Here is a 16,407-nt window from a genome sequence, read left to right as displayed (position 1 = left end):
TATGGCAAAAAAAACAGTAGCAAAAAAGAAACCTGCTCCAAAGAAATCAGTTCAGGATTTCTCAAAATATATCAGACGATTTTGGATGATCTTCGCAGGAGGCGTTATCGCTTTCTTTTCTTTGTTCCTTTTAGCATCATGGGGTCTTTTAGGCGATATGCCTGACCATACCATTTTAGAAAACCCAAAAACGTTTTTAGCAACAGAGATCATCTCTTCAGATAATAAAACCCTAGGAAAGTTTTATCTAGATGATAATAGAACTCCTGTAGATTATGAAGAGTTACCAAAACAATTGGTAGACGCCTTAGTAGCTACTGAAGATATCCGATATTACGATCACTCAGGTATCGATTTCAGAGGTACTATGAGAGCCATTTCAAAATTTGGAAGAGGAGGAGGAGCCAGTACAATCTCTCAGCAATTGGCAAAACAATTATTTACAAAGCAGGTCTCTTCAAATAAATTTCAACGTTTGTTTCAAAAGGTAAGAGAATGGGTGATTGCTATTCGTTTGGAACGTCAGTACACAAAAGAGGAAATCATTGCCATGTACTTCAATATTTATGACTTCGGAAATAATGCCGATGGGATTAGAAGTGCATCTCGTATCTACTTCGGAAAAGAACCAAAAGATCTCAATCTGAAAGAATCTGCCATGCTGGTTGGGATGTTTAAAAACTCTTCTTTGTACAACCCAATTCCATCCCGAAACCCTGTTGGAGTAAAGAATAGACGAAATGTTGTTTTGGCTCAAATGTACAAATACGAGTACATTTCAGAAGTCACTAAAGATAGTCTTCAAGACACAGAATTAGATTTAAACTTTTCACCAGAGTCTCATCGTGAAGGTACAGCAACCTATTTTAGAGCCTATCTTGATAAGTTTATGAAACAGTGGATTAAAAACAACCCAAAACCAGATGGTTCAAAATATAACTTGTATAATGACGGACTCAAGATTTACACAACTATAGATTCTAGAATGCAAAAATATGCTGAAGACGCTGTAGCACTTCATATGCCTCGACTTCAAGCAGAATTTGATAATCAGAACACGCCTAAGCGAAATCCAACAGCACCATTTTTAGAATTAGATAAAGATGAGATTGAGGATTTAATGCAAAAAAGTATGCCGCGTTCTGAACGTTGGCGAAAGATGAAAGCTGCAGGCAAGTCTGAAAAAGAAATAAGAGCATCATTTAATAACCCAGTACAAATGCGCATTTTTGCTTGGAAAGATGGACAACCAAGTGAAATCGATACGGTTATGAAACCTATTGATTCTATGCGTTATTATAAGTCGTTCTTACAACCTGGTATGATGTCTATGGATCCACAAACTGGACATGTAAAAGCCTGGGTTGGTGGTATGAATTACAGACACTTTCAGTATGATCATGTTAAGCAAGGAAAGCGTCAGGTAGGTTCTACATTCAAGCCTTTTGTATATGCCACAGCAATTGATCAATTACACTTATCGCCTTGCGATACTATTCCTAGACAACAAATTACAATCGAAGCAGGAAAGTATGGGAATCCAGAACCATGGACGGCTAAAAACTCTTCCGGTCGTTATGATGGATTCTTAACTTTAAAGGCTGCACTAGGAAATTCAGTAAATACAGCTACAGCAAGATTAATGGATAAAGTAGGTCCAGAGCCTGTCGTTGACATGGCTAAAAATTTAGGGATCGAATCTGAAATTCCTCCAGTTCCAGCAATTGCATTAGGTACACCTGATATTAGTGTATATGAAATGGTTGCAGCCTATGCAACATTTGCTAATAAAGGAGTGTATAATAAACCAGTAATGGTGACACGTATAGAAGATAAGAACGGAACAGTATTATACCAGTTTACACCAGAAACTAAAGACGTTTTGAGTGCTGAGGTGGCCTATACTACTGTAAATTTAATGCAAGGTGTTGTAGAGTCTGGGTCTGGTAGTCGACTAAGAGGGAGTTGGAGAGCAAGTCAAACCTTGTATAAAGAAATTATTACGGGTTATCCTTACGAGCTAAATAATCCTATAGCTGGAAAAACTGGAACCACTCAAAACCAATCGGATGGATGGTTTATGGGAATGGTGCCAAATTTAGTTACAGGTGTTTGGGTTGGTGCAGAAGATAGAGCAGCACATTTTAAAACCATAGATTATGGACAAGGAGCTTCTATGGCCTTGCCAATTTGGGGCTTGTATATGAAAGCCTGTTATGCCGATGAAGAACTAGGGGTTTCTAAAGGTAATTTTGAAAAACCTAATAATCTATCTATAGAAGTGGATTGTGATAAATGGAAAGGCAATGGAGATGATGGTACAGGTCCTAGCGATGTGCTAGATGACGTTATCGACTTTTAAGAGTTTGTCATTCCGAGGCACGAGGAATCTCATGCCTGTGCTTTAAAGGTATAAAAATCTCAAGCCATTCACTTTTGAATGGCTTTTTTATTTCGTAAATTTCCAATGCTAAAATAAATACAAATGATTAGTAAAAAAGTAGCTAATGTTCAAGACGCACTAGAAGGTGTAAAAGATAATATGACCTTTATGTTTGGTGGTTTTGGTCTTTCAGGAATACCAGAAAATTCTATTGCAGAATTAGTACGCCTTGGCGTTAAAGGTCTTAAATGTATTTCTAATAATGCAGGTGTAGACGATTTTGGTTTGGGTTTACTATTACAAGGAAAGCAAATTGATAAGATGACCTCTTCCTACGTTGGTGAAAACGACGAATTTGAACGTCAGATGTTATCTGGTGAGTTGGATGTAGAGTTAATCCCACAAGGAACACTTGCCGAACGATGCCGAGCTGCACAAGCTGGTTTTCCTGCAATCTACACACCTGCTGGATATGGTACCGAAGTTGCAGAAGGTAAAGAAACGCGAGAATTTGATGGTAAAATGTATGTATTAGAATACGCATTCAAAGCAGATTTTGCCTTTGTAAAAGCGTGGAAAGGTGATGAGGCAGGTAACTTAATATTTAAAGGTACAGCTCGTAATTTCAATCCTAATATGTGTGGGGCTGCGAAAATTACAGTTGCTGAAGTGGAAGAGTTGGTGCCTGTTGGGACATTAGATCCAAATCAAATCCATATTCCAGGGATATTTGTAAAGCGGATCTTTCAAGGAGAACGCTACGAAAAAAGAATAGAACAACGAACAGTGAGACAAAGAGATTAATTATGTTAGATAAAAACGGAATTGCAAAACGCATTGCCAAGGAAGTTCGAGATGGTTACTACGTAAATCTTGGTATTGGAATACCTACTTTAGTAGCTAACTATGTACGAGACGATATCGAGGTAGAGTTTCAAAGTGAAAATGGCGTGCTTGGAATGGGACCATTTCCTTTTGAAGGGGAAGAAGATGCAGATATTATTAATGCAGGAAAACAAACCATAACGACATTGCCAGGCGCTAGTTTCTTTGACTCAGCCACCAGTTTTTCTATGATTCGAGGACAGCACGTTGATTTGACAATTCTTGGTGCGATGGAAGTTTCTGAAAATGGAGATATTGCCAATTGGAAAATACCAGGAAAGATGGTTAAAGGTATGGGTGGCGCTATGGATCTTGTTGCCAGTGCCGAAAATATTATCGTAGCTATGATGCATACTAATCGAGCTGGAGCTTCTAAATTATTAAAGAGATGCTCATTGCCATTAACAGGTGTTGGTTGTGTTAAGAAAGTAGTCACTAATCTTGCTGTTATGGAAGTTACTAAGAAGGGGTTTAAATTATTAGAGCGTGCTCCTGGTGTTTCGGTTGAAGATATTCAAAACGCCACTGAAGGCACTTTAATTGTTGATGGTGATATCCCAGAAATGAATTTATAATTCAATTAATAGATAAAAATAATGCCACTTTAACGAGTGGCTTTTTTTATTTCTGGACATTAAAAGAAGTAATATTTTGTAAGAAAATTCTAATTTAAGCCCTTAAAATGTTAAAATTATATGCATTTCATCGATTTATTGTGTATTTAAACTGATAAATTAAAAATAAGTTTCATATTCGTGAAACCAAATCGAAATAACCAAATTTATTATTTACTAACATTTATGATTTGCCCCAAATCTATCATAAATTTTAACCGAATGAACTTTTTTGCCCCAAATCTACCAAAACCTACACCTACAGAAAACAAGCTTATCGCTGGTTTTCAAAACACATTAAGATTGCTCAAAAATATCTTAACTCTAACTAAAAAAATATTCATGCTATAATCCTTTTGGAATGGCATGAATAAGTTTTTTAGTGTATTCTCTTTGCGGACTGTTATAGATACGATCTGCATCATCTAGTTCTTCAATCTTACCTTTATTCATAACAATTAATTGATCAGACATATATTTAACTACGGCCAGATCGTGTGAAATGAATATGTAGGTAAACCCATAATTTTCTTTTAATGCATTCAATAGATTTAAAACCTGAGCCTGAACCGAAATGTCCAATGCCGAAACCGATTCATCACATATAATAAGTTGAGGTTCTAAAGCAATTGCTCTGGCAATACCAATGCGTTGACGTTGTCCACCAGAAAATTCATGAGGATAACGATTAAAATAAGTGTCGTCTAATCCTACTTTTAGTAACAAGTCAGCAACTTTGGAAGCTCTATCTTCATCTGAAGATCCAATACCATGAACTTTCATAGGTTCCATAATCGCGTTACCAACTGTAAGCCTAGGGTTTAAAGATGCATATGGATCTTGAAATATGATTTGTATGTCTTTTCTAAGTTGTCTTATTTTAGAATTGGAGAGCTTTGTAATATCATTTCCTTTATATAAAATTGCTCCAGCTGTGGCTTTGTCTAATTGTAAAATAGCATTTGATAATGTTGATTTACCACATCCAGACTCACCTACTAAACCTAGGGTTTCGCCTTGATATAATTTGAAAGACACTTGATCAACAGCTTTAAAAGATTCTGGCTTGGATAACCATCCCGATTTTGAAACGTATTCTTTTTCCAAATCAATAACTTCCAGAAGCGGTTCCTGAGCATAAATAGTTTTGTGTTTTTCTTCACGTTCAGCTTTCGTGATAACTTCTGTTTTTGCTGTATTGTTAATAAAGTCGTCAATGGTTGGCAATTGTTTTAATCTGGTATCCATTGAAGGTCTCGAATTAATCAAAGCTTTTGTATACAATTCCTCAGGAGATTTAAAAATTTGTGAAGCATCACCTTGCTCTACAATAGCGCCTTTATACATTACTATAATACGATTGGCTATTTCAGAAACCAAAGACAAATCATGTGAAATAAAAATAATGCTCATTTGTTCTTCCTTTTGGAGTTGTTTGAGCAATACAATGATCTCCTTTTGAACAGTGACGTCTAAAGCTGTTGTAGGTTCGTCTGCAATTAAAATTTTTGGTTTGCAAGCTATAGCCATAGCAATCATGACACGTTGTTTTTGTCCGCCAGAAATTTCATGAGGATAAGCTTTATAAATACGTTCTGGCTGAGGAAGCTTGACTTTATCAAATAAGGATAAGGTTTCCGTTTTAGCCTCAGATTTGGATAGGCTTGTATGTTGTAGCAAAATTTCGAGGACTTGATTTCCACAGGTCATTGAAGGATTTAAAGAACTCATTGGTTCCTGAAAAATCATGGCAATATCCTTTCCTCTTATATTTTGGAAGGCTTTAGGATTAAGTGTCGTTAGATCATGTTCATTAAAAAGAATAGAGCCTTTAGTTATTTTTGAAATGTGCTTCGGAAGTAAACCTAAAAGCGCTAAAGAGGATACAGACTTTCCTGAACCAGATTCACCCACAACACCTAATATTTCATTTGGGTATAAATGAAAAGAAATATCATGAATAATTTCATTTTCAACACCTTCTGAAAAAAATGAGATCGATAGGTTTTTTACGTTGAGTAATTTAGACTTCTGCATGAGTAAATGTAGTCATTTTCTGTGATTGAATTACGGAAAAACCGTAACCATTTTTTTTATGAATGCACTTCAACGAAAACGTTTGAGTAAAATTTTGATATTAACAAAATTTTAATACTTTCACGATCGAAAATTCAAAACTATTACTAATTTATTAAACAATTAACATGAAAAAAACAATTACATTAACACTATTGTGCTTTCTTTCAGTGATTTCCGTTTTTGCTCAAGACCAACTTGACCGAAATTGTGGAGTGATGGAGAATTTAGAATTTAGAAAACAACAAGACCCAGACTTAGAAAAACGAATGCAACGCATTGAAGCTTTTACTCAAAATAAGATTCAAGAGATGCAAATGAATAGAGTTGATGGTAATATTATTACTATTCCAGTAGTAGTTCATGTTATATACAGAACCAGTCAGGAGAATATTAGTGATGCACAAATACAATCTCAAATAGATGTTTTAAATGAAGATTTCAGACGTACTAATGCAGATGCTGATAACGCTTGGTCTCAAGCTGCAGATATGGAGATTGAGTTTTGTCTTGCTTCTGTAGATGAGAATGGTAATGCTACAACAGGTATTACAAGAAAATCTACAACAAGAACTAGCTGGGGAACTAATGATGCCATGAAGAGTAGTGCTCAAGGTGGTGTAGACCCTTGGGATACCAGCCAATATTTGAATATGTGGGTTTGTAATATTGGTGGAGGAATTTTGGGTTATGCTCAATTTCCTGGAGGTAGTGCAGCTACAGATGGAGTAGTTATGGGGCCGCAGTATTTTGGTAGCTCAGCAAAAGGATCTGGTTTTTATTTATCTGCGCCTTTCGACTTAGGAAGAACAACAACTCACGAAGTAGGACACTTTTTTAACTTGCGTCATATTTGGGGTGATTCTAATTGTGGAAATGATTTTGTAGCAGATACACCAACTCACCAAACGTCCAATGGTGGGTGCCCAATTGGACAAGTCTCTTGTGGTTCTACAGATATGGTACAAAATTATATGGACTACACAAATGACTCGTGTATGAACTTATTTACACAAGGACAAAAAGATAGAATGCGTGCTGTTTTAGAAGCTGGAGGCGTAAGAAGAAGCTTAGCGTTATCTGATAAATGTGGAGGAGGAACACCACCATCACCAACATGCTCTGATGGCATTCAGAATGGAGATGAAACAGGCGTTGATTGTGGCGGTTCATCATGTGCACCTTGCCAGACAGCTTGCTCTGATAACGAAGTGAACTTATCAATTACATTTGATAATTACCCTGAAGAAACAGCATGGACACTTACCAATAGTGGTGGACAAACTGTTGCCTCTGGAGGAACCTATGGAAATCAAGCTGATGGTTCTACATATACTGAAGATTTATGTTTACCTGATGGATGTTACACATTTACAATCACTGATGCTTATGGAGATGGTATCTGCTGCTCTTATGGAAATGGATCTTACAGTCTTACAGATGCATCAGGAGTGTTAGCCTCGGGAGGGTCATTTACAAGCTCTCAAGCTACAGATTTCTGTTTAGGAGGAAGTCCGGCACCAACATGTACAGATGGCATTCAGAATGGAGATGAAACAGGAGTTGATTGTGGAGGCTCTTCTTGCGCACCTTGTTCAACACCAGGAACAACTGTCTTAAATGAAGGATACTTCGAGACAGGATGGGATGGTTGGTCTGATGGTGGTGGAGACTGCTTCAGATATAATGGTTCTAATTCTTATGAAGGAAACTACTCCATTAGACTAAGAGATAACTCTGGTACAAGATCAGCGATGACTTCTCCAGCATTTGATTTAACTGGATTTGATCAGGTTGAAGTAGAATTCTATTTCTACGCTAATAGTATGGAAAGTGGTGAAGACTTCTGGTTACGTTATTACAACGGGTCATCGTACAGTACTGTGGCATCATACGCTAGCGGAACTAATTTCAATAATAACACGTTCTATACTGCAACTGTAACGTTAAATTCATCACAAGTGAATTTTGCATCAAACTCAAGGTTTAGATTCCAGTGTGATGCATCAGCTAATGCAGATCAGGTTTATATCGATCAGGTGACTATTAGAGGAATTAATGGCTCAGGAAGAGTTGATACCATTAGAGCACTAGGAGGAACAACAAGAACTGAAAACGTCTTAGAATCTGAAGAAGATTTCACTATCTTCCCTAACCCTGTAAAAGGTAATACGTTATTTGTGAAAATGCCAGGTAATACCAAAGCATCATTCAGAATAATTAATATGCTAGGTCAGACAATGATGAAAGGAGACTCAGTAAAAGAGATCAATGTTTCTAATCTGAAATCTGGAATGTATTTCCTTGAAGTCAATGATGGAGAAGAAACAATGACTAAGAAGTTCATTAAGCAATAAACACTAACCATTTGCTTATATATAAAAGTCCAGATTTTAAATCTGGACTTTTTTTATAAAATTTAATAAGCGTAAGATTAATCTGAAAATTAATTACGGAAAAACCACAAATATTGCACGTTGTTTAAAAATTTAGTAGAAATGCTGAGGTTGTTATAAATAAATCTTTTTAACTTCAATTGAATTTATAGAAATTCTTTAGCTATTAGTTAACCATTTAAATCCTTCAACAAATGAAAAAGAAATTACTATTACTCGTTTTTATAATGAGTGTAAGTCTTGCAATGTCACAAAGCAAATCGCTTTGGCAAAAACAAAGCATTGACAATTCAAAACAAATTAAAGCAAGCAAACAGGACTTGCCAAAAACACAAACCTACGCATTAAATATAGATGCTCTTAAAGAAATATTGGCAAACGTGCCACAACGGCAACAGTTGTATAATGTGTCTTCTGGAGTTGTACTATCATTCCCAAATGATGAAGGCAAGTTTGAAAGGTTTAAAATAGCAGAGGCTTCAGTCTTAAGTCCTGAACTTCAGGAAAGATATCCTGACATCAGATCTTATGTTGGTCAAGGTATAGACGATCCGTCTTCTATTATAAGATTTAGTGTGTCGCCTTTAGGATTCCAAAGTATGCGCTTGTCGGCTAACAGACCAGCCACATTTATGGAACCTATTACAGAAGATTTAAGTCTTTATACGGTTTATAAACGTGCAGACCGAATTGGTTATACAGACGATTTTGAATGCTCTGTTACAGATAAGGTGAATAAAGCAATGGATAATGGAGATATCATGCTAAGAAATGCTGATGATGGTATTTTGAGAACTTACCGATTAGCAGTATCTACAACAGGTGAATACACAGCTTATCATGGAGGTACTAAGGCATTAGCATTAGCGGCAATTAATACTACAATGACTCGTGTAAATGGAATTTTTGAGAATGATTTCAATGTTACGATGGTTCTTATTGCTAACAACGATGATGTCATTTATACTAATGCAAATTCAGATCCATATAGTAATGGAAGTTATAATGGCCAACTGCAATCTACATTAACTAGTGTGATTGGAGAATCGAATTACGATGTTGGACATTTATTTGCCAGAGCATCAAATAATGGTAATGCAGGATGTATAGGTTGTGTTTGTGTAAATGGTCAAAAAGGTAGTGCTTTTACATCCAGAACAACTCCTGAAGGAGACCCATTTGATGTCGATTATGTCGCTCACGAATTAGGACACCAATTTGGAGGAAACCACACATGGACCTTCAACGGAAACGAGGGGACTAATGCTCAAATGGAGCCAGGAAGTGGTTCAACAATCATGGGGTATGCTGGTATTACCGGAGCAACAGATGTACAGTCAAACAGTGATCCGTATTTCCATGCAAGATCTATTGAACAAATCACTAATTACATAAAAACAAGAAGCTGCCAAACAAATACAAGTACTGGTAATGCAGTGCCATCAGTAAATGCAGGTTCTAACTACACCATACCAAGAGGTACAGCTTTCGTGTTAGATGGTTCTGCAACAGATGCAGATTCTGGAGATGTATTGACCTACTGCTGGGAACAATATGATGAAAATAATGCAGCAACTACCAATCCTAATGTAAATGCTACATCAGGAGTTGCTTTTCGATCATATAACCCTACTACAGATACCAAAAGATATTTTCCAAGATTATCAACAGTTAAAACGGGTGCAACGTCTTGGCAATGGGAAGCCGTTCCTAATGTAGCTCGAACCTTGAATTTTAGATTGACAGTTAGAGATAATAGAGCTGGCGGAGCAACAAATAATAGTGATGATATGGTGGTCACAGTTAATGGAACAGCAGGACCATTTGTAGTTAATTCACCTAATTCAAATGTCACTTGGAATGCAGGAACTACACAAACTGTAACATGGAATGTTGCTGGTACTACTGGAAACGGAGTGAACGCGGCTAACGTAGATATTTTTCTATCGATAGACGGAGGTGACACTTATCCCATTGCTTTAGCATCTGGTGTGCCAAACGATGGATCTCATGATATAGTAGTTCCAAATAATCAAGGGAATCAGAACAGAATAATGGTTAAAGGGTCTAATAATATATTCTTTGATATTTCGAATTCGAACTTTACCATTGCTGGTCAGGTTGTATGTAATGCTAACGTACCAACAGGTTTATCTGCGTCTAATGTTGCCGCAACAACTGCCACATTATCTTGGGATGCCGTTCCTGGTGCTACTTACGATTTGAGATACCGACAAACAGGAACCTCTTCCTGGACGACTACAGCAGTTACGGGAATCTCATCAAATATCACAGGACTATCAACTCTAACACAATATGAAGCTCAGGTAAGGAGTAAGTGTTCTGGAGGAAGCAACTCAGCATTTAGTTCATCAGTAACATTTACAACTACAGATGTACAATTGAACTATTGCAATTCTGCCAGTACAAATACAAATGACGAATATATAAGCAGAGTACAATTAAATACTATTGACAATTCGTCTGGGCCTCAATTTTATTCAGATTTTACCAATATTTCTACAACGTTAACAAAAGGCGCCCAATACACCATAACTGTAACTCCGACCTGGACAGGAACGGTTTATAACGAAGCATATTCTGTTTGGATTGATTACAATAGAGATGGTGATTTTACCGATGCTGGTGAGCAGGTATGGACTCAAGGAAATACACAAGCCACTCCTGTTAGTGGCAGTTTTACTATTCCAGCAGGTGCAGTTGAAAATTCTACCAGAATGCGAGTATCCATGAAGTATAATGCACTGCCATCGCCATGTGAAACATTTACTTATGGTGAAGTAGAAGATTATACAGTCATTATTCAAGGTTCAGGGCCAGATACTGAAGCTCCTGTAATTACATTAAATGGTGCTTCAACAGTTAATTTAAATCCTGGAGATACTTATACTGAACTTGGAGCAACTGCAACTGATAATGTTGATGGTGATATTTCTGGAAATATTGTCATAGCTGGAGATACTGTCAATACCAATGTACTTGGTACTTATGTTGTAAGTTATAATGTTAGTGATGCTGCTGGTAATGCTGCTGTACAAGTGACCAGAACAGTTATTGTTGCCGATACCACTGCGCCAATAATTACTTTAGTAGGAGCCGCAACAATTAATTTGAATGTTGGAGACACTTACAATGAATTAGGTGCTACTGCAACCGATAATTATGATGGGAATTTAACGTCGAGTATAGTCATTTCAGGAACAGTTAACACATCATCAGCTGGAACGTATGCTGTTAATTATAATGTAAGTGATTCTTCTGGGAATAGTGCAATTCAAGTCACAAGAACAGTTAATGTTACTGCAGATACAACACCTCCTGTAATTAGCTTAATTGGAGCATCTACCGTTAACCTGACTGTGGGAGATACCTACAACGAACAAGGTGCAACAGCAACAGATAACCAGGATGGGGATTTAACATCTAGTATTGTTATTTCAGGAACAGTCAATACATCAATAGCAGGGAGCTATACAAGGTTTTACAATGTTAGTGACTCAGCAGGAAATGCTGCTGCAGAAGTCACAAGAACAGTTAATGTGTTAGACCCTTCTTCAGGATGTTCTGGTGGGATTTCTACATTCCCATATTCAGAAGGTTTTGAAAATACTTTGGGCGGATGGTCACAATCCTCTGCTGATGATATCAATTGGACAGTAGACGCAAATGGAACTCCATCCAATGGTACAGGACCATCAAGTGCAGCTCAAGGTTCATTCTACGTTTATGTTGAAGCCTCTGGAAATGGAACAGGCTACCCTAATAAGCGAGCAATTTTAAACTCTCCTTGCTTTAACTTATCTGGATTAACTGAAGCAACATTTAGCTTCAAATACCATCAGTTTGGATCAAGTAATATGGGAAGCATCGATTTAGAGATTAGTGATGATGATGGCGCAAGTTGGACCTCTATCTGGAATAGTACAGGTAACCAAGGGAATCAATGGTTAACAGCAAATGTAAATTTAGATGCCTATGTTGGAGGAAGTGTTCAATTACGATTCAATAGAATTACCGGAAGCACATGGCAAGCCGATATTGCTATTGATGATATTAGTTTAATAGAAGGAGAAGTTGTTGTCAATGGATGTTCAGGAGGAATTACGTCATACCCATACTCTGAAGGTTTTGAAAGCTCTTTTGGAGCATGGACTCAAGCCTCTGGAGACGATTTGAACTGGACAAGAGATGCTAACGGTACACCATCTAATGGAACTGGACCATCAAGTGCAATTCAAGGATCGTTCTATATTTATGTTGAAGCTTCAGGGAATAATACAGGTTATCCTAACAAACGTGCGATTATCAATTCGCCTTGTTTTGATCTCAGTAGCGAAACGTCTGCTAATTTTAGTTTTAATTATCATCAGTATGGCTCAAATAATATGGGGACTTTAAATTTAGAAGCTAGTAATGATGATGGTTCAAGTTGGGTGTCAATTTGGAATAGTTCTGGTAACCTAGGAAACTCTTGGCAATCTGCAAATGTAGATTTATCATCTTATACAGGTGGTAGTGTTCAGTTACGTTTCAATAGATTGACAGGTGGAACCTGGCAAGCCGATATTGCTATTGATAATATTAACTTATCTACCGGAACTTCAAAAGGCGAAACATCTAAACCTGAAGCTATGGATTTAAAAGATATTGTATTATATCCAAACCCAGTTAAAGGAGATATTTTGAATGTAAACTCTACTTACTCAAAAGTATCTTATGAAATCTATAATTTAGTAGGCCAACTCGTCGCTAAAGGACAAGTTAAGAATGATATCATTGATATTAGTAGTTTGGATGGAGCTGTCTATCAAATACGATTTACGGCTGAAGGAGAAACACTAATTAAACGATTTGTCAAACAATAAATAATTCCTTTTAAATAAAAAAAGCCCAATTCTAAAATTGGGCTTTTTTTATTTAGCATTCTTACGAAAAATAAGTCTACTCTTTTAAGCTATTTTTAGGTAGAAAATGAAATTTTATCTCAAAACTACTTGATAATTATTTAGTTAGTAATGTATGAGTGTCAGTTATAATTTGAGTCCTAAAGCTCATATTTTTATGTTTTTAACCATTAGTGTATGTTATAAGGTTACTCACACAAAATTGCGCTTAGTCGGATTTTTTTGCATTTTGTGGATAAAATGCAAAATAAATAATATATTTGAGCAAAAATTGCTGATATCCCTAGCTCATGAAAAGAATTACTTATCTACTGTTGCTTTTATTATTTACGGCGCAACATACTTTTGCACAAGACAAACATTCAAGAATTAAAATTTCAAATCCTAATCAAAGTACCATTAATACCATAGCCTCTCAAGGTATTGATTTAAGCTGTGGTTCTAAACACGAGGGCGAAGACCTTATCATCGAATTATCAGAAACTGAAATCAACAGCTTAATAGCAAACAATGTTTCGTTTACAGTAGAGATAGATGACCTTACACGGTTTTACTCTAAAAGAGCTGCAAGAGATCTGCCAATGGCAAGAGCTCAATTGGCAGCTGCAAAAGCAAGCGCTGCTCAAAGATCCTCTATTTCTAATGTTATTATGGACAATATCATTCAATATGCTGAATGTGATGAAATAGATTTTGTTGAGCCACAAAATTTCAATCTGGGTTCTATGGCTGGATGTTTGACATTTCAAGAAATGAAAGATGAGCTGGATGATATGTATACTTTTTCTCAAACAAATGGACTCGATATTGTTTCTCAAAAAGCCAATGCCTCTTCAACAGGACAAAAAACATGGGGAAACCCAACCAATAATTTCGTTAACCAACAAAATAATGGACCAGCTACGTATTCAGGTGTGGGATCAACACGTTGGGATCCGGAAACGATATGGTATGTAAGAATAACAGGTAATGAAAGTACAACTGCTGAAGGTTCAAAACCTCAAATGCTATTTACCTCAATGATTCACTCAAGGGAAGTAAGTGCATTAATGAATAACATCTACTTTATGTGGTATATCATAGAGAACTATGGTAGTGATCCTGCAATAACAGAACTTGTAGACAACAATGAATTATATTTTGTACCAGTTGTGAACCCTGACGGTTTACGCTGGAATGAAACTTTAAGTCCAAGTGGTGGAGCATTACAACGTAAAAATCTTAGACCAAATACAGGTGGAACTGGAACCAACAGAGGGGTTGACTTAAATAGAAATTTTGATTATTTCTGGGGTTATAATAATATTGGTTCCTCTGGAACACAAACTGCTAGCAATTATAGAGGACCAGCTCCTGAATCTGAGCCTGAAACTCAAATCATGGTCGATTTCATTACAACCAGAAATATCAAGTCTGGTGTCTGGAATCACTCATTTGCAAACTCTGTCCCTCACCCTTATGGTGGTATCCCAACAGCAAGTACTGGTCGTGAAGATGAGTACTACAGATGGCATGAAGAAATGACCAGATATAACAGATATCTGTATGGCGCTACAATATTTTATGAATCTAATGGACTTCCAGATGACTGGATGATGGGTGGAGCACCTGATAACAATGGCTCTACTGGTTCAGGTCAAGGTATCATTGCTACTACACCTGAGCATGGCGGACAAGGATTTTGGCCAACACCATCTACCATTGTACCCATTGCTAAGCAATCTATGCGTATTTCTCTTGCAACAGCCTATTATGGTGGTAAGTATGCAAAATTACACGACTTAACTCAAAGTAACATCACAAGTACTACAGCTGATTTAGACTTCGGAATTGAACGTATCGGTCAAACCGCTAGTGATTTTACAGTTACTGTAACTCCTATTTCATCAAATATTAATAGCATCACATCACCTGCTACTGAAACTGGAATGGCTGTTCTCTCACAAAGAACTGTAACAGCAACATTAAACTTAAATCCAGCAATTACTCCTGATGAAAAAATAGAATATAAAGTACAATTATCTAATGATGATGGTGTTATCTACGAAGCTAATTATGAAAAATACTATCAACCCACTCCAGCTACAACCTTATTATTCGATCATGATCCAGATGCCTCTGGATTAACAGGTTGGACACAATCTGGTGGATGGATCAATACGACTTCAGATGCCTATTCTGGAAGTAACGCTATTAGCACAGGAACCTACTCTAATAATGCAAACAAAACTCTAACAACAACCAATAGTTTTGATTTTACAGGCTCAAATGAGGTCATTATTCAATTCTATTCTAAATGGGATATCGAAAGAAATTATGACTTTGTAGAAATTTTAGGATCTCCAGATGGTGGTTCTAGTTGGATTTCACTTTGTGGAAATTACACAAAGCCAAATGCAACAAGTTCTACTACTAGTCACGATAACAAAAGTAGTGCTTATGCAAACTTTCAGGCCAATAGTTCTGGTCAGATATACGATGGTGATCGAATGGACAATTGGGTGATGGAAGAAATAACCATTGATAACACCTATGCATCTTTACTCAATTCTAACGACGTGAGAATCAGATTTGTCTTTAGAACGGATGCACTCAATGTAAATGAGAATTATACAACTACAAACGATGGGTTCTTTATTGATGACTTTAAAATTATTGGTGTCACTTTACCATGCGATAATAGTACACCTCCTTCAAATCTGGCAGTAACTCTTGTAACTCCTACATCAGCATCTGTATCATGGGATAATATACCTTCTGCAACTTATGATGTAAGATATCGAGAAGTTGGATCTGGATCCTGGACTGTAGTTACTGATATTGCAACAAACTCATATAACATTATTGGTCTTTCAGAAAACACTAACTACGAAGTACAAGTTGCGACAAGATGTAGTACAACAGCATCTGCATATTCTACGTCACAAACATTCACAACTCCAAGTAGTGTGCCTTGTACTGGAAGCTCAATTAGTTCTTTTCCTTACTCTGAAAGCTTTGAAACTGCAGGTTCTTTCGGTCTTTGGACCAATGATACAGGCGACGATTTTGACTGGACCAATAAAGCAGAAGAAGGCGATGGAAACTCTACTCCTTCTGCTGATACAGGACCATCTCTAGCATCAGAT

Annotated in this window: 7 protein-coding genes; 6 read left to right on the top strand and 1 reads right to left on the bottom strand. The window is 36.8% G+C overall.

Annotated features, from left to right (window positions below; all coding sequences use genetic code 11):
- Window position 1 precedes the first annotated feature (1 nt).
- The 3 genes from Q0951_RS00035 (at window position 2) to Q0951_RS00025 (ending at window position 3,843) form a co-directional block, all read left to right on the top strand.
- Complete coding sequence (locus Q0951_RS00035) at window positions 2-2,362, top strand: transglycosylase domain-containing protein (protein ID WP_299332610.1); 2,361 nt, start codon at window positions 2-4, stop codon at window positions 2,360-2,362.
- A gap of 123 nt (window positions 2,363-2,485) precedes the next feature.
- Window positions 2,486-3,187, top strand: a complete 702-nt coding sequence (locus Q0951_RS00030) for a CoA transferase subunit A (protein ID WP_299332608.1) — start codon at window positions 2,486-2,488, stop codon at window positions 3,185-3,187.
- A 2-nt stretch (window positions 3,188-3,189) separates the two neighbouring features.
- Window positions 3,190-3,843 (top strand): CoA transferase subunit B, encoded by a 654-nt coding sequence (locus tag Q0951_RS00025; protein ID WP_299332606.1) that lies wholly within the window; start codon window positions 3,190-3,192, stop codon window positions 3,841-3,843.
- 384 nt (window positions 3,844-4,227) lie between these two features.
- Here Q0951_RS00025 and Q0951_RS00020 read toward each other — a convergent pair whose 3' ends face one another.
- Window positions 4,228-5,919, bottom strand: a complete 1,692-nt coding sequence (locus Q0951_RS00020) for an ABC transporter ATP-binding protein (RefSeq protein WP_299332604.1) — start codon at window positions 5,917-5,919, stop codon at window positions 4,228-4,230.
- A gap of 167 nt (window positions 5,920-6,086) precedes the next feature.
- On the opposite strand from Q0951_RS00020, the gene Q0951_RS00015 reads away from it, so the two are divergent.
- The 3 genes from Q0951_RS00015 to Q0951_RS00005 form a co-directional block, all read left to right on the top strand.
- Window positions 6,087-8,315, top strand: a complete 2,229-nt coding sequence (locus tag Q0951_RS00015; RefSeq protein WP_299332602.1) for a T9SS type A sorting domain-containing protein — start codon at window positions 6,087-6,089, stop codon at window positions 8,313-8,315.
- A gap of 233 nt (window positions 8,316-8,548) precedes the next feature.
- A complete protein-coding gene (locus tag Q0951_RS00010; protein ID WP_299332600.1) occupies window positions 8,549-13,240 on the top strand; it encodes an immunoglobulin-like domain-containing protein in 4,692 nt (1,563 codons plus the stop codon).
- 329 nt (window positions 13,241-13,569) lie between these two features.
- A partial coding sequence (locus tag Q0951_RS00005) for a M14 family zinc carboxypeptidase (protein WP_299332597.1) occupies window positions 13,570-16,407 on the top strand: 2,838 nt, incomplete at its 3' end.

The organism is uncultured Psychroserpens sp., from assembly GCF_947501425.1.
Lineage (GTDB): Bacteria > Bacteroidota > Bacteroidia > Flavobacteriales > Flavobacteriaceae > Psychroserpens.
The sequence above is the reverse complement of the archived record's forward strand: the minus strand, read 5'-3'. Positions and strand labels throughout refer to the sequence as shown.